A 21,392-nucleotide genomic window follows, 5' to 3' on the forward strand; every position below is an offset into this window, starting at 1 on the left:
GACCCAGTAGTGAATATGGCAAATAATGCTCAGGATAGAGGATGGCTGGTCGAAAATGAAGCGAGAAGAGGCGAGAATGCGGGGAAATCGCGGGATCTTTACGTTGCCTTACGTTCGACCAGCAATTTAGCGCCAGCTGGCGCTGCGCTTCCCGAACCTACGCGTTTGTAGGCCCGGTAAGCAGAGCGCCATCGGCAATTTTATCAGTTACGGAATGGGTTGTTGCCGTTGCTGCTGGTCGGTTGTACTGACGCAGGCTGCGTTTCCGGGGCAGCGTTGTCGGCAGTATAGCCGTCAGCGCTGGCGTCCTGCTGTGCGTTTTCCGGCGCCACGATATCTGGCGTAGTGGAAATCGGTTTGCCCAGCGTGTTGTTCAGAGCAACCAGGTCCTGTTCGTTCAGCGTACCGAGCGCAGCTTTGATGTTCAGCTGGTTAATCAGGTAGTTATAGCGAGCGCTGGAAAGTTGTTGCTTCGCGTTGTACAGCGTGGTGGTGGCATCCAACACATCCACGATGGTACGCGTACCGACGGAATAACCGGCTTCCATGGCATCCAATGAACTTTGTGCAGAGATAACGGCTTGTTTATACGCGTTAATGCTGCTGATAGAGGCATTGATGTTGTTGAAGGAGGAACGCACGGTCTGCACGACGCTGCGGTGTGCGCTTTCCAGTTGCTCACTCGCACCAACAAAGTTGTACTGCGCTTGTTTCACCTGAGAATTGACCTGTCCGCCCTGATACAACGGCAAAGAGAAGCTCAGACCAATTTTGTTTTGGCCCAGGTTGCTGTCGTCATACTGTGACGTGTTGGTTTTCGACCCGCTATACGAGGTATCGGAGATCCCCGTTGATGCGTTTAAATCCAGCGTTGGCAAGTGACCGTCCTGCGCCAGACGGATTTGCTCACGCGCCAGATCCTGGGTCAGGCGGGCTTGCAACAGCGCCAGGTTACGGTTTTCTGCTTCTTTCAGCAGTGCATTCACGGCCTGCGGTTTGTTGGTTTTAAAACCATCAACATTCAGGGATGCCAGTTCTGGGTAGTAATTGCCGGTGACCTGGCGCAACGTTTCAACTGCATTATCGAGGTTGTTACGTGCGGTCACTTCGTCCGCTAACACGGTATCGTATTGTGAACGGGCGTTCTGAACGTCAGTGATCGCAACCAGACCCACGTTAAAACGTTGAGTGGTTTGATCCAACTGACGATAAATCGCCTGTTTCTGCGCTTCGGTAAAGGAGAGCGCGTCAATGGCGCTCAGCACATTGAAGTAGGCTGTTGCGGTGTTCAGGATCAGCGTTTGCTGGTCTGTCTGAAAGGTGACGTCCTGAATACCGGCAGATTTTTCCTGCAATGTCAGCGCGCGCCATTTCGACATATCGAACAGGGTCTGAGTCAATTGCAAAGAGGCGCTGGTTGCGTTGGAGTCGACGCCGTTGGCGTCACGGTAGCCGTTGCTATAGGTGTAATCGGCACCTAAACCCAGTTGCGGCAGTAAAGGACTACGCGCTTCGTTAATTTTTTCGAATGCAGCATCGCGATCGGCGGCGGATTTACGCAATTCCGGGTTGCTCAGGCGTGCTTGCTGATAAACTTGCATCAGGTTCTCTGCCTGGCTCAAAGTGCTGAACCCCGACAGGCTCAGGCCGATAAGGATGGGGAGCAATTTCTTCATTTGCATTCCTTGTTGTGAAGCAGTATTTAGCGCTGATCAAATTGTAAAATAATTGATGATTCTAGCAGAATCCGCCACTGCGAAAAGTTGGCGTTATGTGCCATACGGCGTTAATTTGCACCAATTTATCACAAGCCAGGTGAAACAGTATTCAAACGGCCTTGAAATTCACATTCTAATCACTATTGGTAACCAGGACAGAACAATGAATAAACAAGACAGCTCGCCGATGACTTTCTCCAAAAACGATGTAGAAATTATTGCACGAGAAACGCTTTATCGCGGTTTTTTTTCATTGGACCTTTATCGCTTTCGCCATCGTTTATTCAATGGAGAAATGAGTGGTGAGGTTCAGCGTGAAATTTTTGAGCGCGGGCACGCCGCAGTCTTGCTACCCTTTGACCCTGAGCGTGACGAAGTTGTGCTGGTGGAACAGATCCGTATCGCGGCGTATGACACCAGTGAGAGCCCGTGGTTGCTGGAGATGGTCGCCGGGATGATCGAAGAGGGCGAAACCGCAGAAGATGTCGCTCGCCGCGAGGCGATGGAAGAGGCTGGTCTTGACGTCAAACAGACGAAGACGGTGATGAGTTATCTGGCAAGCCCTGGCGGCACCAGTGAGCGCCTGTCAATTTTAGTGGGTGAAGTGGACGCCACGACCGCAAGCGGGATTCACGGTCTGGCGGATGAAAACGAAGATATTCGTGTTCATGTGGTAAGTCGGGAGCAGGCATACCAGTGGGTGGAAGAGGGGAAAATCGACAACGCGGCGTCTGTCATCGCTTTGCAATGGCTGCAACTGCACTATCAAGAGTTAAAAAACGAGTGGAAAAAATGAAGCGTTATACACCTGACTTTCCTGAGATGATGCGCCTGTGCGAAACCAACTTTTCGCAATTGCGCCGCCTGTTGCCGCGTAATGACGCACCCGGCGAAACAGTGAGCTATCAGGTGGCAAACGCACAATATCGGTTAACGATTGTGGAATCGACCCGATACACTACCCTGGTGGCGATTGAGCAGACCGCGCCTGCCATCACCTACTGGAGCCTGCCGTCGCTGACGGTGCGCCTGTATCATGATGCGATGGTGGCTGAAGTGTGTTCAAGTCAGCAGATCTTTCGCTTCAAAGCGCGGTATGATTATCCAAATAAAAAGTTGCATCAACGCGACGAAAAGCATCAAATTAATCAGTTTTTAGCTGATTGGTTAAGGTACTGTTTAGCACATGGAGCGATGGCGATTCCGGTTTACTAGCGTCGTGAAACCTAAGGACACCATTTGGAAAGCCTGTTAACCCTTCCTTTGGCTGGTGAGGCCAGAGTCAGGATTTTACAAATTACAGACACTCACCTGTTTGCCGCAAAGCACGAAACACTACTGGGCGTGAATACCTGGGAAAGCTACCAGGCCGTACTGGATGCGATCCATGCGCAGCAGATCGCGTTCGATCTGATCGTGGCAACGGGCGATTTGGCTCAGGATCAAAGTTCTGCGGCCTATCAGCATTTTGCTGAAGGCATCGCAAGCTTTCGTGCGCCTTGCGTTTGGTTGCCTGGCAACCACGATTTTCAACCCGCGATGTACAGCGCGTTACAGGATGCGGGGATCTCCCCGGCCAAACGTGTCTGGATTGGCGAACAGTGGCAAATTTTGTTGCTGGACAGTCAGGTTTTTGGCGTTCCCCACGGCGAGTTAAGTGAGTTCCAGCTTGAATGGCTGGAGCGTAAACTTGCCGATGCGCCGGAGCGAAATACGCTGTTGCTTCTGCATCACCACCCGCTGCCTGCGGGATGTAGCTGGCTTGACCAGCACAGTCTGCGCAACGCCGCGGAACTGGACAACATACTGGTGAACTATCCTCGCGTTAAGTATTTGTTGTGCGGGCATATTCATCAGGAGCAAGATCTGGACTGGAATGGACGTCGTCTGATGGCGACCCCGTCGACATGCGTTCAGTTTAAGCCGCATTGCGCGAATTTCACGCTGGACACGATTGGTCCGGGCTGGCGTACGCTGGAGTTGTTTGCCGACGGTACGCTGAAAACGGAAGTCTGTCGTCTGCAGGGGACACAGTTCCGACCTGATACCGCTTCAGAAGGCTACTGATGTCTACGCTTCTTTATCTCCACGGATTTAATAGTTCTCCCCGCTCGGCCAAGGCTTGCCTGCTCAAAGGCTGGCTGGCGGAGCACCATCCTCATGTTGAGATGGTGGTGCCGCAATTACCGCCGTATCCTGCCGATGCGGCAGAGCTTCTGGAATCGATTGTGCTTGAACATGGCGGAGAATCGCTGGGCATCGTCGGTTCCTCGCTTGGCGGATATTACGCCACCTGGTTATCGCAATGTTTCATGTTGCCAGCCGTGGTGGTGAACCCCGCAGTAAAACCCTTTGAACTGCTGGTCGACTACCTGGGTCAGAACGAGAACCCCTACACGGGGCAGCAATATGTGCTAGAGTCACGCCATATTTACGATCTTAAAGTCATGCAGATTGACCCGCTCGAAGCACCGGATTTGATTTGGCTGCTGCAACAAACGGGGGATGAAGTGTTGGACTACCGCCAGGCGGTGGCGAATTACGCCTCCTGCCGTCAGACAGTGATTGAGGGCGGAAACCACGCATTCACAGGCTTCGAAGATTATTTCAACCCGATTGTCGATTTCCTTGGACTGCACAGTTTTTGACGATCAACTCGAATTGCTAATTTAAACCATGACGCAAACTTATAACGCTGATGCCATTGAGGTACTCACTGGGCTTGAGCCGGTACGCCGCCGCCCGGGGATGTACACAGATACCACACGCCCTAACCATATGGGTCAGGAAGTTATTGATAACAGTGTGGATGAAGCGCTTGCCGGGCACGCGAAACGTGTCGAGGTAATCCTTCATGCCGATCAGTCACTGGAAGTTATCGATGACGGTCGCGGCATGCCCGTCGACATCCATCCGGAAGAGGGCGTTCCGGCCATTGAGCTGATCCTTTGTCGGTTGCACGCAGGCGGTAAATTTTCTAATAAAAACTACCAGTTCTCCGGCGGCTTGCACGGCGTGGGAATTTCCGTGGTAAACGCCCTGTCAAAGCGTGTTGAAGTTGCCGTTCGCCGCGACGGCCAGATCCACAGTATCGCCTTTGAGCACGGTGAAAAGGTCGAGGATTTGCACGTTTCCGGCACCTGCGGTAAACGCAACACCGGGACCAGCGTCCACTTCTGGCCTGATGAAAGTTTTTTCGACAGCCCGCGTTTTTCCGTGTCTCGTTTAACGCATGTGTTGAAAGCTAAAGCGGTTCTGTGTCCGGGTGTTGAAATCACCTTTAAAGATGACGTTAACAATACCGAACAACGCTGGTGCTATCAGGATGGTCTGAACGACTATCTGGCCGAAGCCGTAAATGGCCTGCCCACGCTTCCTGAAAAACCGTTTATCGGCAATTTTGAAGGTGAAACGGAAGCCATCGACTGGGCGCTGCTATGGCTGCCGGAAGGCGGCGAGTTGCTGACCGAAAGCTACGTTAACCTGATACCGACCATGCAGGGCGGTACCCACGTCAACGGCTTACGCCAGGGGCTGCTGGATGCCATGCGCGAATTCTGTGAATACCGCAATATTTTACCGCGCGGCGTGAAGCTGTCTGCGGAGGATATCTGGGATCGCTGCGCGTACGTGCTCTCCGTGAAGATGCAGGACCCGCAATTTGCCGGTCAGACCAAAGAGCGTCTCTCTTCGCGTCAGTGCGCGGCCTTTGTTTCTGGCGTGGTGAAAGATGCCTTTAGCCTGTGGCTGAACCAGAACGTGCAGGCAGCGGAACTGCTGGCGGAAATGGCGATTTCCAGCGCTCAGCGTCGTTTGCGCGCCGCGAAGAAAGTGGTGCGTAAAAAACTGACCAGTGGTCCGGCGCTGCCGGGGAAACTGGCGGACTGTACCGCGCAGGATCTCAACCGTACCGAATTGTTTCTTGTGGAAGGGGATTCGGCAGGCGGTTCTGCAAAACAGGCGCGCGATCGTGAGTATCAGGCGATCATGCCGCTGAAAGGTAAGATCCTAAACACCTGGGAAGTCTCCTCCGATGAAGTTCTTGCTTCGCAGGAGGTTCATGATATTTCCGTGGCGATCGGCATAGATCCTGATAGCGACGATTTAAGCCAACTGCGTTACGGCAAGATCTGTATCCTCGCGGATGCGGACTCCGATGGTTTGCACATTGCCACCTTGCTGTGTGCGCTGTTTGTGAAACACTTCCGTACGCTGGTGAAGCATGGACACGTCTACGTTGCGCTGCCGCCGTTATACCGTATCGATCTTGGCAAAGAGGTCTATTACGCACTGACGGAAGAAGAAAAAGCCGGTGTTCTGGAGCAACTGAAGCGCAAGAAAGGCAAGCCGAACGTGCAGCGCTTTAAAGGTCTGGGTGAAATGAACCCGATGCAGTTGCGCGAAACCACGCTGGATCCGAACACCCGTCGTCTGGTGCAGCTCATCATTGATGACGAAGACGATCAGCGTACTAACGCGATGATGGATATGCTGCTGGCTAAGAAGCGTTCTGAAGACCGCCGCAACTGGCTGCAAGAGAAAGGCGACCTGGCAGATCTCGAAGGATAATTTTCGCGAAGGCGTATGGTTACTGAAAGCGGGGGGAAGACGATTCCCCCCGTTTTTTTACTGAGCAATCAGGAAAAACAGCCCGGTCAACGCGGCGCTCATCAGATTCGACAGCGTACCGGCGAGGATCACCTTAACCCCCATTTTGGCGATAAAGCTTTTTTGTGCAGGTACAATTCCGCCCAGCACGCCGATTAGCGCCGCAGGGGCAGAGAGATTAGCGAACCCCGCCAGCGCCATAATGACAATAATTTGTGAATAGTCGGACAGGCTGGCTTTCAGCGGGATAAAGCTGGTGTACGCGACAAACTCATTGAGCACCAGCTTCTGCCCAAGCAGATTACCCACCTGCAGGATCTCAGACGAAGGCACGCCCAGTAGCCAGGCGACAGGAGCGAACAGGTAGCTGAAGATCAGCTGCAGGGTGACGTTCTCCATGCCAAACAGGCCGAACGCCCAGCCAAGCAGCCCGTTAACCATGGCGATCAGCGCAATCAACGCCAGCAGCATCGCCCCTACATTGACCGCCAGCTTCAGTCCCTGGCTGGCCCCATTGGTGGCCGCTTCGACGATGTTAATCGGTTTTTCTTCTCCGGTAGCCATTGCGCCGGAAACGTCGGCAATATTCTCTGCTTCGGTCTCCGGGTAGAGGATCTTCGCCATCAGCAGCCCGCCAGGGGCGGACATAAACGACGCGGCCACCAGGTAGCGAATTTCAATTCCCATACTGGCGTAACCGACCAGCACCGATCCGGCAATCGACGCCACGCCGCCGCACATCAGGGCGAACAGCTCAGAGCGGGTCATTTTCGGCGCATACGGTCGCATCAGCACAAACACATCTGTATTACCGGCAAAAATATTGGCTGTTGCCGCCATCGACTCCGCCGGGCTGGTTTTCAGCAGCTTATGGATACCGGTGCCGATGAGGCGGATCACCCACTGCATAATGCCCAGGTAGTAGAGCACCGAGAACAGCGCTGACATAAAGATAATGATCGGCAGGACATGGAAGGCGAACAGAAAGCCCATTTTAAAGCGGCCCAGATCGCCAAACAGAAAATTGATCCCCTCGGAAGAGTAGGTGAGCACGCCGGACAGGCTGTTAGAAATCGCCAGCAGGATTTTTTCCCCGGCCGGGACATACAAAATAAACGCAGCCAGCCCGGCCTGAATGGCGAACGCACCGCCCACGGTTCGCAGATTAATCGCTCGTCGGTTGGTGGAAAAGAGCAGTGCGATTGCCAGCAGCACCACGATACCAAGACACAGAATCAGAATTTGCATCATCGCTCCTTATCCGCGTCGATAATCTTGCGAAACAGATCTTTAAACAGATTGTCCCGCTCAATGAACTTCACCACCCGAATCAGATGACGGCGGTTGTCGAAGCTCCAGTTCAGATTGTCATTAATCAGCGGTGCGGGCTGGTACTGGCAGGTGTACCAGCCTGGGTTCAGCACGAACCCGACGGTGGTGATGTCCCAGATAACCTTACGGGACGCGAAGCCAATCCACGGGCAGCGCGGGGCTATCTCCGCAAAATAGCGGCCAATCCGGCTAGTGTTGGCAAAATAAAACTGCATTTCCGGAACGGAGGTCGCCATGCAGTTCGCCACGCCGAAGCAGGGGACTTGCGTCAGCGCCACACCGCTGTCAAACAGCACGCGGCTGGCGGCGATATCCTGCATCAAATTGAATTCCTGATTATCCTTCCAGTCGTGACTATTGCCGCCGAGCCAAATCAGATGAATTTTTTCAATAATATCGGGGGCGAGCAGCAGCGCATTGGCAATATTGGTCGGCGCGCCGATGCTCAGAACCTGAAGCGTCTGCTTTGCCGAACGGGCACGGGAAATCAAATCTGCGACTGCGGGTGAACATTCCGGCATATCGCTGCCGGTCAGATAGCGCGTTGCGCCTTTGAAAATCTCAGGCAGAGCCTGACACGCTGGGAGCTTTTCAAAGACCCGGTGGATCTCTTCAAAGCTAAGCGTCATACCGATGGCGGGATCGTTGACGTCAGTGTGTGAATTGCCCTCGCCAAAAAAATGGTTAGTAAACGGGGCGGCGTAAACGGCCTCTAGATCGATGCGTTCCGGGTGAAGGTAAGCCCAGGCGATAGCAATCTGATCGTCGATTTCATTATAAGTATCGCTATCGATGACGACCGGGACGCGTCCACCCTCCGGAATTGACATCAGCGATATTCTTTTTTCCAGCGTTAACGCTGGCCATTGTGCGGTTAACATAGCAATTCATTCCATGGGTTAGAAATCATAAGCCAGGCGATAGATCAGAATATCTCCGTATCCGTCGGCGCCGAGTTTGTTATAGAAATAGCGGTACATAAACGTGGTGGAGATATGATTGGTAATTTTCCACGTCAGATTAAGTCCGCCATTGAGACCTTCGCTGCCGTAGTTATTTGCAGAGTAGTCGTCATTACGATCCAGCTCAATTTCATTCCAGTTAGAGAATAAAAAATCCTGGTTAAATAGCTGGAAAGCATACCCGGCATTCCAGCCGATGGTAAAACCGTTGAGACCGTTAATATCATAAGCAGGGCCAAAGTTATTATGTGCAGTAATATATTGCCTGGCGATCCACGGTTTAAACCACCATCCATCACCTTTCAAATTTGTATAACCAAGACCTATAAATTGATTCGTTTCTTTAAAGTCGGGACTTTGCGAGTTATAGACCTTGGTGAAAATGCTGGCTCCTGTGTCCCATAAATAGGTATGAATCTCGCCATTGGCAGTTTGCCCCTGGTTCCCTTCTTCCTCTAATATGTTTTCAAAATCGTAAAAGCCATACATTTCCCCCCAATCAAAACCTATGCCACCTTCAATGCCGATCAATGCTTGTTCATATTCTAAATCTTTAACGCCAGCATCCCATGACTGATAATCAAAATGAATATTTCCCCAGCCATATTTTTGTTCTGCTATGGCGGGTAGAGAAATTAATGCAATAATGAGCACTGAAATTATTTTTTTCATTCTTTATATTCCTTATACCGGGATGGTTAGGCGGAATGAGAGTTTGTGAGTGAATTAAGGCGTTTGATAACCACGTTATGTTCCGGCATATTGGATGCCCCCTGACGTTCAACGGCCAGAGAGGCAAAAGCGCCGGCATAAATCAGTGCGCTGGTGATGTTTACTCCGCTGGATAACTGTGCTGCCAGAGCGCCATTAAAAGCATCACCAGCACCTGCGGTATCGATATTCACCGCCGGAAAGGCTGGAAATGAGCGATGTTGTAGGCCGTCAAAGAGCCAGCAACCTCTATTCCCTAATGTGATGATGACAAGTTGCGGTCCCGTGTGATGAATTGCTTCTGCGGCGCGGCGAATGTCATCTTCTGTACGAACAGGCGAACCAACAATTGATTCAGCCTCTGTCAAATTTGGCGTGACAATGGTTGCCCATGACAACAGGTTCCGCGCACTTTCACGCCATGGCGCTGGGTTCAGGATCGTAGTGATACCGCATGTATGAGCAAATTTGAGCGCCATTGCGGTAGCATCAGGGTTGTTTTCCATCTGGGTGAGAAAAACATCAGATTTACCGATAGCGTCATAACAAGTCATTACCTCGTCGGTGCTGAGCGTCTGGTTTGCGCCGGGATTAATCACAATTGCATTATCTCCCGCATCTTCAGAAATCATGACGACAGCGCTGCCGGTTGGAATGGAGGGATGGCTAAACAGCGTGAGTGATTCAAGCCCTACGTTGTCCAGGAATTGTTGTGCTTTTGCCGCAAATTCATCTTCACCCACTTTTGCAGCGAAATGTGTATGTGCTCCGGCCATGCAAGCTGCGACGGCCTGGTTGCTCCCTTTTCCACCAGGAAGGCAGCAAGAACTTAGTGCACGTATGGTTTCTCCAGAATCCGGGAAATGTTGTAAGCGATAGACTAAATCGGTATTGAATGATCCCAAAATAAATACACGTCCATTTTTTTGGGTACTGGCTTGCTTAAAACTAAACATGTTAATATCCATATTGGTATGTAAATAAAGTTTGTTTTCTTCATACGGAAACGCATCGTTAATACTGCAAAGCACAGCGCCGCCATATTGAGGTTGTATCAACCCTGTGTGTTTCAAATCCTGAATGTCACGACGAATTGTTCTTTCGGCTACGCATAATGTTTTTGCTAGCGTCGTAACTTTTACACTTTTATTTTTTTTGATTTCCGAAAGGATAAAGTCTTGACGCAGTTGCCTATAGCGATGGGCCATTGTTTAAATCCTCGTTAGAAACAGTAGATGCAACGCTTAATAATAAATAATTTGTGGATTTTTATTTTTAATATCCATAGTAAATTCCATTATCTGAATAAGTAATTACATGCCTGGCTGTGGCTGATTATATATAACTTCTAAAGCATTTTGGCACGCGAGATTTTTTTCCAGGATCTCAGAGACAATGTCTGTAATTACACCTGCTCGTTAATTCGTATTTAAATGATACAGATAAAAGTTAAGAATTGAATGCGGCTTAAATCACATAAAAAACGTACAACTGGACATAATGTCCGATTGAATCATCGGTAGCGGTATTTATGCTATAGAAATATTTTATTCGTGAATTAAATATGGATGTTTATTCTGCTGGGTTATGCGAACTATCCTGCCGGAAAGTTTTTCAGGATATATTTGATGACAGATTTGGTATGTCAGTTGGGAGGGGACTTCAGTGTGGCTGCTTTAAGCGATAGTTCATGTTGCCTGATGGTACTGCACTCATTGCGCATACCATCAGGAGTTGGCCGGATTCGGCTTTACGCCGTCATCCGGCATTAAGACACACTTAAAGACCTGATTCCAGAATACGAATATTCGTTTCCAGCACTTCGCCTTTAACGGCTTCGCTCCAGGCTTTCATGTGTGGGGTCTGCAGATGCGCTTCAAGATGCGCCACGCTTTCCCACAGTTCGATCATCACGATTGAATCAGGGGCTGTGGTCTGGAAGCTCACACCCGCGGCGTGATCGACCATCGGCGCATAGCCGTGGCAACCCTCTTCTTTCAATACGGTGGGGACGATTTTAGCGAACTGTTCCAGTACCGCCTGGCGGTGGTGTTGACCTGGACGCGTACGGATTTCAGCAATGACTGTAAGCATGGTTAACTCCTTCTATACCCGGCATACTTCAAGCTGCAGCTGCGTTGGCTACAGCTTGAATTACTGGGGTCTAATTTTGAATGACCAGTTAACCAAAAATCTCGCTCAGATGCTTGCGATATTCTGCGATATAACGTGGGACGTCCGGCATTTTAATCACGTCGTTGACGATAAAGGTCGGCAGCGGATCCATCCCCAGGAACTGGTTAGCTTTATGGAACGGCAGGTATGCGCCATCCACGCCCACGCCTTCAAAGAATTGATCTTTCTCGGTGAAGGCTTCCATCGGAGCGTTCCAGGTCAGTGAAAGCATATATTTTTTGCCCTGAATCAGACCGCCTGAACCGTACTTCTTCGAGGCGTCTGAACGGGTGCGTCCATCGCTGGCGTACAGGATGCCATGACCTTCAGTGAAGACGTCATCAATGTATTTTTTAACCGTCCACGGCGCGCCCATCCACCAGCCTGGCATCTGCCAGATTATTGTATCGGCCCAGACGAAGTTCTGAATTTCGATGTTGATGTCGTAATCACTTTCGGCACGGACGACTTTAACATCATGCCCGAGGTCGCGCAGGAGGCCATCCGCGACCTCGGTCAGGGTGTCATTCAACTGACCATTGGAATGGGCGAATTTTTTTGCGCCGTTGATAATCAGAATGTTGCTCATTATTTGTCCTCACAGGAATGCGTTTGAAGGCGATTTTACGCTGATGAACGTCCCGGTAAAATTAGCAAAATGTGCAAAGTCTTTTGCTAATTTAGCAATAATCCTGGTTCACCACGTCACCACGTCACCACGTCACCCTGGCTTCAAACCCTCCCTGGGCGGCATGACTAAACGTCACCTCCATGCCATGTAATGCGGCGATCCGGCGAACGATCGACAGGCCCAGCCCGCTGCCTGTCACGCTCTGTCCCGGTGGGCGATAAAAACGTTCGCCGATGTGGGGCAGAATGTCGGGCGCCACGCCGGGGCCATTATCGGTAACGGTAAAACAGCGCGCCTGTAAGGTCACGTTCACGATGCTACCCTGCGGGCTGTAGCGAATGGCGTTATCCAGCAGATTTCGTACCAGCAGACTCAGCAGCAGAGGCTGTGCGGTTCGCATGACATTGTGTGCATTAATGTTCAGACGCACATCGATGTGTGCCTGCTGCGCCAGATGATAAATCTCCATCACCGCGGATTGCAGAACCTCCTCCAGAGAGAGTTCTGCCACATCCTGTAGATTGTCGAGCGAGTCGAGTCGTGAAAGGGTTAAGAGTTGATCAACCAGTCGCGTGGCGCGGTCAATACCTGCATGCAGTTGCACAAGCGCTTTTTCCCGGGCCTTCGGATCGTCGTCAGAGAGTTGCGCCACTTCAGCCTGGACTTTCAGCGCCGTTAACGGGCTGCGCAGTTCATGTGCCGCGTCTGAGGTGAAGCGTCGTTCACGCACCATCATTGAGTGCGTGCGGATAAATAACTGATTGAGTGCTTCAACCAGCGGGCGAACTTCACTGGGGACGCCTTTAGGATCAAGCGGCTCCTCTGATTCCGGGGCGCGCAAACGCAGAGTTTGCGCCAGTTTTTTCAACGGCTTGAGTTCCCAACTGAGTAACACAATCAGGATCAGCAGCATCAGTGGGAGGGCGATAAGCCAGGGGGTGAGTTGCGCCGTGACGATCGCCAACGCCATATCTTCGCGGTATTCCCACTCTTGCCCCGCCACAATACGGTATTTACCGTCGGCGGAGGTTAACCAGATAAACCGCCATTTGTCGTTATCCCCTTTCAACCGGCCATCATCAAAACCATCCCGACGGTAGCTATAGGGAATGTCCCGTCCGTTATCACCATCGTGCAGCACCATTCTGCCGTCGCGGGTGTACACCGCAAAAGCCAGAACATCGTCATCGACGTGGCCGTGTTTGAATTTTTTCGGCGTACGCGCCATTCGGGCCGACGCGTTGATGTCGTTGATATCCAGCGCGCTCAGACGTTTGGCAAACAGCATCAGTTGCGTGTCAAACAGCTCATCAACGTTGTCGGTTGTTTTCTTCCACGCGACAAAGCTGGAAACCGCCCAGGTGAGGGATGCCAGGATCAGAAAGATCAGGGTTAGCCTGACCCGCAGGCTGAGACGTTGCGTTAATTTCATGCGTCACCCAGGGTGTAGCCAATTCCATGTACGGTACGGATAAAGTCGCTGCCAAGTTTGCGGCGCAGATGATGGACATGCACTTCTACGGCATTGCTGGAGACGTCATCGTCCCAGCTATACAGTTTTTCTTCGATGAGTTTGCGTGGCAGAACTCGCCCGCTGTTGCGCATGAGCAGTTCCAGCAGCGCAAATTCTTTCGGTTTGAGCGGTAAAGGTTCGCCCGCCAGCGTCGCCACCAGGCTACCGGGATTGAGCACCACCTGCCCGTGACGCAGTTCGCTGCTGGCCTGGCCGTTGGCGCGGCGCACCAGCGCCTCCAGTCGGGCGGCGACTTCGATGAGCGCAAAGGGTTTGCAGAGATAGTCGTCTGCGCCGAGACGCAAACCTTCAACACGTTCCGCCAGCGCATCACGCGCCGTCAAAATCAAGACCGGTTCGCGTTTACCGTTTTCACGCCACTCGCGCAGAATCTCCCGCCCGTCCATTCCCGGCAGCGTCAGGTCGAGGATCACCGCATCATACGGGGCGCTGTAGAGCGCTTCTTTACCCAGGCGTCCTTCGGTAAACCAGTCGACGTTGAATCCCATTTTACCCAGACCCGCTTTGACGCCATCGCCAATCAACGCGTCATCTTCTACCAGTAAAATTCGCATGATATTCGTCCCTGCAGTGATTCAGTCTGTGGTCAGTAAACCCTGTCGTCGTGGGCGATGTACAGAAAAAATATCTCTTTTTTTGGCTTAAGAAGTTGTTAAGGATTAACGTATTTAATGGACGTGAAACAACATGAAAGGGAGAAAGTATTATGAAGAAATTGGCTGCAATGATTGCCGTGATGGCATTGAGTTCTGCACCGGTCCTGGCGGCTCAACAGGGCGGATTTTCTGGTCCGACGGCGACGCAAAGTCAAAGCGGTGGGTTTGTTGGCCCGAATGGGAGCAGCACGACGGTCGAAAGCGCGAAATCGCTGCGTGATGATACCTGGGTAACGCTGCGCGGGAATATCGTTGAGCGTATTTCCGACGATTTGTATCTGTTTAAAGATGCCACCGGCACCGTGAATGTGGATATCGACCACAAACGCTGGAACGGGGTGACCGTGACGCCGCAGGATGTTGTGGAAATCCAGGGAGAGGTCGATAAAGACTGGAACTCTGTGGAGATCGATGTAAAACAGGTCACCAAAGTTGCCAAATAATCCTCATCAGGGCTGCGCTGGCGGCCCTTTTCTTTATGTCTGAAAGATGATGTAAATCAGCCTTCTGACGACATTCAGGCGTAAAGTGATACGCTCTACTTTTTCTGACAGAGATATCATGAAAATGCGTCCTCTATTATGGCTGGTCAGCCTGATATGCACTCCCTCTCTTTTTGCCGCGACAGTTCCTGAAGGAACCGTGCTCTCACCGCAACAAATTTTCCGCTATAACAACCACAGCGACCCAGGCACTCTGGACCCACAAAAGGTGGAGGAAAATACCGCCGCACAGGTCGTTCTTGATCTATTTGAAGGTCTGGTCTGGATGGATGGCGAAGGCAATGTGCAACCCGCGCAAGCAGAGCGCTGGGAGGTGTTGGACGGCGGCAAACGGTATGTTTTTCATCTGCGAAAAGGGCTGCAATGGTCAGATGGAACGCCACTGACGGCTCAGGATTTTGTCGTCGGCTGGCAACGCGCGGTGGATCCGCACACGCTCAGCCCCTTTGCGGGGTATCTCGGCGCAGCGCACATTCGCAATGCGCAGGCTATCGTTGAAGGAAAATCGCCGGTGGCCTCACTTGGGGTCAAGGCCGTGGACGACCAGACGCTGGAGGTTTCCCTTGAGCAACCCGTCCCGTGGTTTACCGCTATGCTGGCATGGCCAACGATGTTTCCTGTTCCGCATCATGTGATTGCACAATATGGTGATGCCTGGAGTAAGCCTGAGCATATGGTCTTCAACGGCGCGTTTGTGCTGGATAAATGGGTGGTTAACGAGAAGATCGTGGCGCGTAAAAATCCACGTTACCGCGACGCGCAGAAGACGGTATTGCAGCAGGTGGAGTATCTGGCGCTGGATAATGCGGTGACGGGATACAATCGCTATCGTGCAGACGAGGTCGATCTGACCTGGGTGCCCGCGCAGCAGATTCCGACAATTGAAAAGAACCTGCCTGGCGAGTTGCGGGTCATTCCCCGTCTGAACAGTGAGTATTATAACTTCAATACCCGCAAAGCCCCCTTCAATGACGTGCGCGTGCGACGAGCATTATATCTCACGGTAGACCGGCAGCTTATTGCGCAGAAGGTTCTGGGGCTGCGGACACCAGCGACAACGCTAACCCCGCCACAGGTCTCTGGTTTTGCCGCGCCCGCGCTGGATGAATTGCAGCTGCCGATGAGTCAGCGGGTCGAAATGGCAAAAGCGTTGCTGAAGCAAGCGGGCTATGACGCCCAACATCCGTTAGCGTTTGAGCTGTTTTACAATAAGTACGATCTTCACGAAAAAACGGCGATCGCACTCTCTTCTGAGTGGCGAAAGTGGCTGGGCGCGGACGTGAAATTGCGGACAATGGAGTGGAAAACGTATCTGGATGCGCGTCGGGATGGGGATTTTATGCTCTCTCGCCAGTCGTGGGACGCCACTTACAATGAAGCCTCAACGTTCCTGAATACATTGCAGTCGGAGAATACCGAGAATGTCGGGCACTGGCAAAATGCGCACTATGATGCCTTGCTGGCGCAGGCGGCTCAGACAACCGATGCAAAGCAGAGAAACGCACTTTATCAGCAGGCGGAGCTGATCATTTATCAGCAAGCGCCGCTGATCCCGCTCTATTATCAACCGCTGATTAAATTGCTTAAACCGTATGTGGGCGGCTTTCCAGTTCACAATCCGCAGGATTATATCTACAGCAAAGAGTTGTACATCACTGCACACTAGTGGCGTTGCCCCCGTCCTTGCCAATGGGACGGGGGAAAGCTGGCAGACTTTGTGACTCAACGCGCCAGATAGGGTAATATCTGCGGCAATATTGCCTGGCAGATAGCGGGTATTGTTCAGGCTAACAGTTGAGGAACCACGATTAATGAGCGATATGGCAGAGCGCCTTGCGCTGCATGAATTCACGGAAAACGCCTATCTGAACTACTCCATGTACGTCATCATGGACAGGGCGTTACCGTTTATTGGTGACGGGCTGAAGCCGGTTCAGCGTCGTATTGTGTATGCGATGTCGGAACTGGGGCTGAATGCCAGCGCCAAATTTAAAAAATCCGCCCGTACCGTCGGTGACGTACTGGGTAAGTATCATCCTCATGGTGACAGCGCCTGCTACGAAGCCATGGTGCTGATGGCGCAGCCATTCTCTTACCGTTATCCGTTAGTTGACGGCCAGGGGAACTGGGGGGCGCCGGACGACCCGAAATCCTTCGCAGCGATGCGTTATACCGAATCTCGCCTGTCGAAGTACGCGGAGATTCTGCTGGGCGAACTGGGGCAGGGGACGTCAGACTGGGTGCCGAACTTTGACGGTACGATGCAGGAGCCGAAAATGCTGCCTGCGCGTCTGCCGAACATTCTGCTCAACGGGACTACCGGTATTGCGGTCGGGATGGCAACAGACATTCCTCCACATAACCTGCGCGAAGTGGCGAAAGCGGCCATCACCCTGATTGAACAGCCGAAAACGACGCTGGATCAACTGCTGGATATCGTGCAGGGGCCGGACTACCCGACAGAAGCCGAGATCATTACCTCCCGTGCTGAGATCCGTAAGATTTACGAGAACGGGCGCGGTTCCGTGCGCATGCGTGCGGTATGGAATAAAGAAGACGGCGCAGTGGTAATTACCGCGCTGCCGCACCAGGTTTCCGGCGCGCGTGTCCTTGAGCAAATCGCGGCCCAGATGCGCAATAAAAAGCTGCCGATGGTGGACGATCTGCGTGACGAGTCGGATCACGAAAACCCGACACGTCTGGTGGTCGTACCGCGATCCAATCGCGTGGACATGGATCAGGTGATGAACCACTTGTTCGCCACCACGGATCTGGAAAAAAGCTATCGCATCAACCTGAATATGATCGGTCTGGATGGTCGTCCGGCAGTGAAAAATCTGCTGGAGATCCTGACCGAATGGCTGGCGTTCCGTCGTGACACCGTGCGCCGCCGCCTGAACTATCGTCTGGAGAAAGTCCTCAAGCGCCTGCACATCCTTGAAGGTTTGCTGGTGGCGTTTCTCAATATCGACGAAGTCATTGAGATCATCCGTCACGAAGATGAACCAAAACCTGCGTTGATGTCGCGCTTTGGCATCACTGAAACGCAGGCTGAAGCCATCCTCGAACTGAAACTGCGTCATCTTGCCAAACTGGAAGAGATGAAAATCCGCGGTGAGCAGGATGAGCTGGCGAAAGAGCGTGATCAGTTGCAGAGCATTCTGGCTTCCGAGCGCAAAATGAATAACCTGCTGAAGAAAGAGCTGCAGGCTGACTCTGATGCCTATGGCGACGATCGTCGTTCTCCGTTGCAGGAACGCGAAGAAGCTAAGGCGATGAGCGAGCACGACATGCTGCCGTCTGAGCCAGTGACCATCGTGCTTTCCCAAATGGGCTGGGTGCGTAGCGCCAAAGGTCACGATATTGACGCGCAAGGGCTGAACTATAAATCGGGTGACAGCTTTAAAGCCGCCGTGAAAGGCAAGAGTAACCAGCCCGTGGTGTTCATTGACACGACCGGGCGCAGTTATGCCATCGACCCGATTACGCTGCCGTCGGCACGTGGTCAGGGCGAACCGCTGACCGGTAAGCTTACGCTGCCGCCAGGGGCGACGGTGGATCATATGCTGATGGAAGGCGATGAGCAGAAACTGTTGATGGCGTCTGATGCGGGTTATGGCTTTGTGTGTACCTTCAACGATCTGGTCGCGCGCAATCGTGCGGGCAAAGCACTGATTACGTTACCGGAAAATGCGCATGTGATGCCGCCGGTGGTGATTGAAGATGACACCGATATGCTGCTGGCAATAACACAAGCGGGCCGCATGTTGATGTTCCCGGTCAGCGATCTGCCGCAATTGTCGAAAGGCAAAGGGAATAAGATCATCAATATTCCTTCTGCAGAAGCCGCGAAAGGCGAAGATGGCCTGGCGCAGCTTTACGTTCTGCCGCCACAAAGCACGCTGACGATTCACGTCGGCAAACGCAAAATTAAACTGCGTCCTGAAGAGCTGCAAAAAGTGACTGGCGAACGTGGCCGCCGCGGCACGCTGATGCGTGGTCTGCAACGTATCGATCGTATCGAGATCGACTCTCCTCGTCGCGCAAGCAGTGGCGATAGCGAAGAGTAATTGTCTCGTCTTATTCTCCCTCCTTTCATGGAGGGAGAATAAACGTTAAAAATTCCCGTGAAACCGTTGTTTATTCGTGCGTTGCGATTAACAATACGCTTTTCCAGAGAGCCGCTCTTAACAAAGCTCTAACCTGATAGCAGGTGACGTACAATAGGTAGGCTCTTGGGGCTTCAGAGGTTGTTATGCTATATATTTTTCGTCTCTTTATTACTGTTATTTACTGCATTCTGGTCTGTATTTTTGGGTGTATCTACTGTCTCTTCAGTCCACGAAATCCTAAGCACGTCTCGACCTTTGGTCGTATGTTTGGTCGCCTGGCCCCTTTGTATGGCTTGAAGGTGGAATGTCGTTTGCCTGCCGGTGTTGAAAACCACGGCAATGCTATTTATATCGCTAACCATCAGAATAATTACGACATGGTGACGGCTGCGAATATTGTTCAACCGCCTACCGTTACCGTGGGTAAAAAAAGCCTGTTGTGGATACCGTTTTTCGGGCTGTTATATTGGTTGACCGGCAACTTATTGATCGACAGAGATAACCGGGCCAAAGCGCACAGTACTATTGCGCAGGTGGTACGCCATATTAAGAAACGCCATATTTCCGTCTGGATGTTCCCGGAAGGCACGCGCAGCCGTGGGCGTGGTCTGCTACCGTTTAAGACGGGGGCGTTTCATGCCGCGATTGCCGCAGGCGTACCCGTTATTCCCGTGTGCGTATCCAATACCTCAAATAAGATTAACCTTAACCGACTGAATAACGGTCTGGTGATTGTTGAGATGTTGCCGCCGATTGATATCAGCGCCTTTGGTAAAGATCAGGTTCGGGAACTCGCGGCACATTGCCGTACACTGATGGAACAAAAAATCGCAGAACTCGACAAAGAAGTCGCAGAACGGGAAGCGGCCGGCAAGGTTTAAGTCGGTTAGTGAGAGATTTGCGGAATACGATTTCCTGCGCATTATTTTAGCCAGTTTTACATGGAGCTTATATGTCACTCAGTCGGCGTCAGTTCATTCAGGCCTCAGGGATCGCACTGTGTGCTGGTGCTGTTCCGCTGCGAGCACATGCTGCCGGACAGCAGCAACCGTTACCTGTTCCGCCACTGTTAGAGTCCCGTCGTGGACAGCCATTATTTATGACGTTGCAGCGTGCGCACTGGTCCTTTACGCAAGGGACTCGCGCACCGGTCTGGGGCGTTAATGGCCGCTATTTGGGACCGACGATCCGCGTCTGGAAAGGGGATGACGTTAAGCTTATCTACAGTAACCGCCTGGCGGAAAATGTCTCGATGACCATCGCGGGTCTTCAGGTGCCAGGGCCACTGATGGGCGGCCCGGCGCGCATGATGTCGCCGAATGCTGACTGGGCGCCGGTGTTACCGATTCGCCAGAGCGCCGCCACCTTGTGGTATCACGCCAATACGCCGAACCGAACCGCGCAGCAGGTGTACAACGGCCTGGCCGGGATGTGGCTGGTAGAAGATGAAGTCAGCAAGTCGCTGCCGATCCCTAACCACTACGGTGTGGATGATTTCCCTGTCATCATCCAGGACAAACGGCTGGATAATTTTGGCGCGCCAGAGTACAGCGAACCGGGAAGCGGCGGTTTTGTCGGCGACACCTTGCTGGTTAACGGCGTACAAAGCCCGTATGTGGAAGTGTCTCGCGGTTGGGTGCGACTGCGTTTGCTGAACGCTTCCAACTCACGTCGCTATCTTTTGCAGATGAGCGACGGTCGCGCACTGCATGTGATTTCGGGTGACCAGGGCTTTTTACCTGCGCCCGTATCAGTTAAACAGTTGTCGCTGGCGCCGGGCGAGCGTCGTGAGATCCTGGTAGACATGACCAACGGTGATGAGGTGTCGATCACCTGTGGTGAAGCGGCAAGCATTGTCGACAGGATCCGCGGGTTCTTTGAGCCTTCCAGTATTCTGGTGTCGACGCTGGTGCTGACGTTGCGCCCAACGGGGCTTCTGCCGCTGGTGACAGACAATCTGCCGATGCGCCTGTTGCCGACGGAAATCATGAGCGGCGCGCCGATTCGCAGTCGGGATATCAGCCTTGGCGAAGATCCGGGTATTAATGGGCAGTTGTGGGATGTAAACCGCATTGATATCACCGCTCAGCAGGGCTCCTGGGAGCGCTGGATTGTACGCGCCGATCTGCCACAGTCGTTCCACATTGAGGGTGTGACCTTCCTGATTCGCAATGTGAACGGTGCAATGCCTTTCCCGGAAGACCGGGGCTGGAAAGACACCGTTTGGGTGGATGGTCAGGTGGAACTGTTGGTCTATTATGGACAACCGTCCTGGGCGCATTTCCCGTTCTACTTTAACAGCCAGACTCTGGAAATGGCGGACCGTGGCTCTATCGGGCAGTTACTGGTGAACCCGGCGCCGTAATCCTCTTCTCGCCCGCGAGGGCGAGATAAGAATACCTTTCGATTTCTCATTCGTTCCGGCTTATAATCGCCGGCCTTTGATTATT

General features: G+C 52.3%; 20 protein-coding genes. 11 read left to right on the forward strand and 9 right to left on the reverse strand.

The window, feature by feature from the left end; genetic code table 11:
- The first annotated feature begins 15 nt into the window (after positions 1 to 15).
- Positions 16 to 171, forward strand: coding sequence for a hypothetical protein (locus AC07UY_RS01095; RefSeq protein WP_494661419.1), 156 nt, complete (start codon positions 16 to 18; stop codon positions 169 to 171).
- Positions 172 to 203: 32 nt separating this feature from the next.
- On the opposite strand, the gene tolC is transcribed toward AC07UY_RS01095, so the two are convergent.
- A complete protein-coding gene (gene tolC / locus AC07UY_RS01100) occupies positions 204 to 1,676 on the reverse strand; it encodes an outer membrane channel protein TolC (RefSeq protein ID WP_494661420.1) in 1,473 nt (490 codons plus the stop codon).
- Between the two features lie 205 nt (positions 1,677 to 1,881).
- Between tolC and nudF the strand changes: the two genes are divergently transcribed.
- The 5 genes from nudF to parE are packed head-to-tail and all read left to right on the forward strand — an operon-like array spanning position 1,882 to position 6,287.
- Positions 1,882 to 2,514, forward strand: a complete 633-nt coding sequence (gene nudF, locus AC07UY_RS01105) for an ADP-ribose diphosphatase (protein WP_494661421.1) — start codon at positions 1,882 to 1,884, stop codon at positions 2,512 to 2,514.
- Entirely contained in the window at positions 2,511 to 2,933 is a 423-nt protein-coding gene (locus AC07UY_RS01110; RefSeq protein WP_012135164.1) for a DUF1249 family protein, read from the forward strand. The genes nudF and AC07UY_RS01110 overlap by 4 nt, the downstream gene beginning before the upstream one ends.
- A 24-nt stretch (positions 2,934 to 2,957) precedes the next feature.
- Positions 2,958 to 3,785 (forward strand): 3',5'-cyclic-AMP phosphodiesterase, encoded by an 828-nt coding sequence (cpdA, locus tag AC07UY_RS01115; protein WP_203359961.1) that lies wholly within the window; start codon positions 2,958 to 2,960, stop codon positions 3,783 to 3,785.
- Positions 3,785 to 4,366: an esterase YqiA gene (gene yqiA / locus AC07UY_RS01120; protein ID WP_192613506.1), complete on the forward strand. Its 582-nt coding sequence runs from the start codon at positions 3,785 to 3,787 to the stop codon at positions 4,364 to 4,366. The genes cpdA and yqiA overlap by 1 nt, the downstream gene beginning before the upstream one ends.
- A gap of 28 nt (positions 4,367 to 4,394) precedes the next feature.
- Positions 4,395 to 6,287 carry a DNA topoisomerase IV subunit B gene (gene parE, locus AC07UY_RS01125; RefSeq protein ID WP_203359962.1) on the forward strand — a complete coding sequence of 631 codons (1,893 nt, stop codon included), beginning with the start codon at positions 4,395 to 4,397 and terminating at the stop codon, positions 6,285 to 6,287.
- A gap of 57 nt (positions 6,288 to 6,344) precedes the next feature.
- Here parE and AC07UY_RS01130 read toward each other — a convergent pair whose 3' ends face one another.
- The 8 genes from AC07UY_RS01130 to qseB all read right to left on the reverse strand — a co-directional run bounded on the left by AC07UY_RS01130 (position 6,345) and on the right by qseB (position 14,225).
- Positions 6,345 to 7,574: a NupC/NupG family nucleoside CNT transporter gene (locus AC07UY_RS01130; protein WP_494661422.1), complete on the reverse strand. Its 1,230-nt coding sequence runs from the start codon at positions 7,572 to 7,574 to the stop codon at positions 6,345 to 6,347.
- On the reverse strand, positions 7,574 to 8,539 hold the full coding sequence (locus AC07UY_RS01135) for a nucleoside hydrolase (RefSeq protein WP_494661423.1): 966 nt from the start codon (positions 8,537 to 8,539) through the stop codon (positions 7,574 to 7,576). Before AC07UY_RS01135 ends, AC07UY_RS01130 begins: the two co-directional genes overlap by 1 nt.
- Positions 8,540 to 8,557: 18 nt before the next feature.
- Positions 8,558 to 9,292, reverse strand: coding sequence for an outer membrane protein OmpK (locus AC07UY_RS01140; protein ID WP_494661424.1), 735 nt, complete (start codon positions 9,290 to 9,292; stop codon positions 8,558 to 8,560).
- Positions 9,293 to 9,318: 26 nt separating this feature from the next.
- Positions 9,319 to 10,539 carry a ribokinase gene (locus tag AC07UY_RS01145; RefSeq protein ID WP_494661425.1) on the reverse strand — a complete coding sequence of 407 codons (1,221 nt, stop codon included), beginning with the start codon at positions 10,537 to 10,539 and terminating at the stop codon, positions 9,319 to 9,321.
- A gap of 571 nt (positions 10,540 to 11,110) precedes the next feature.
- Entirely contained in the window at positions 11,111 to 11,425 is a 315-nt protein-coding gene (locus tag AC07UY_RS01150; protein WP_494700603.1) for a putative quinol monooxygenase, read from the reverse strand.
- 88 nt (positions 11,426 to 11,513) lie between these two features.
- A complete protein-coding gene (locus AC07UY_RS01155; RefSeq protein WP_494661426.1) occupies positions 11,514 to 12,095 on the reverse strand; it encodes an NAD(P)H-dependent oxidoreductase in 582 nt (193 codons plus the stop codon).
- Positions 12,096 to 12,219: 124 nt separating this feature from the next.
- Entirely contained in the window at positions 12,220 to 13,569 is a 1,350-nt protein-coding gene (qseC, locus tag AC07UY_RS01160; protein ID WP_494661427.1) for a quorum sensing histidine kinase QseC, read from the reverse strand.
- A complete protein-coding gene (qseB, locus tag AC07UY_RS01165; RefSeq protein ID WP_494661428.1) occupies positions 13,566 to 14,225 on the reverse strand; it encodes a quorum sensing response regulator transcription factor QseB in 660 nt (219 codons plus the stop codon). Before qseB ends, qseC begins: the two co-directional genes overlap by 4 nt.
- Positions 14,226 to 14,377: 152 nt before the next feature.
- Between qseB and AC07UY_RS01170 the strand changes: the two genes are divergently transcribed.
- The 5 genes from AC07UY_RS01170 to ftsP all read left to right on the forward strand — a co-directional run bounded on the left by AC07UY_RS01170 (position 14,378) and on the right by ftsP (position 21,307).
- Positions 14,378 to 14,770 (forward strand): YgiW/YdeI family stress tolerance OB fold protein, encoded by a 393-nt coding sequence (locus AC07UY_RS01170; RefSeq protein ID WP_162379494.1) that lies wholly within the window; start codon positions 14,378 to 14,380, stop codon positions 14,768 to 14,770.
- Positions 14,771 to 14,888: 118 nt separating this feature from the next.
- Positions 14,889 to 16,496 (forward strand): ABC transporter substrate-binding protein, encoded by a 1,608-nt coding sequence (locus AC07UY_RS01175; RefSeq protein WP_494700604.1) that lies wholly within the window; start codon positions 14,889 to 14,891, stop codon positions 16,494 to 16,496.
- A 145-nt stretch (positions 16,497 to 16,641) separates the two neighbouring features.
- Positions 16,642 to 18,900: a DNA topoisomerase IV subunit A gene (gene parC, locus AC07UY_RS01180; RefSeq protein ID WP_203359971.1), complete on the forward strand. Its 2,259-nt coding sequence runs from the start codon at positions 16,642 to 16,644 to the stop codon at positions 18,898 to 18,900.
- Between the two features lie 185 nt (positions 18,901 to 19,085).
- A complete protein-coding gene (gene plsC / locus AC07UY_RS01185) occupies positions 19,086 to 19,823 on the forward strand; it encodes a 1-acylglycerol-3-phosphate O-acyltransferase (RefSeq protein ID WP_494661430.1) in 738 nt (245 codons plus the stop codon).
- Between the two features lie 71 nt (positions 19,824 to 19,894).
- Positions 19,895 to 21,307 carry a cell division protein FtsP gene (ftsP, locus tag AC07UY_RS01190; RefSeq protein ID WP_494700605.1) on the forward strand — a complete coding sequence of 471 codons (1,413 nt, stop codon included), beginning with the start codon at positions 19,895 to 19,897 and terminating at the stop codon, positions 21,305 to 21,307.
- Positions 21,308 to 21,392: the final 85 nt, after the last annotated feature.

This window comes from Citrobacter sp. GW821-FHT02E08 (assembly GCF_059421685.1).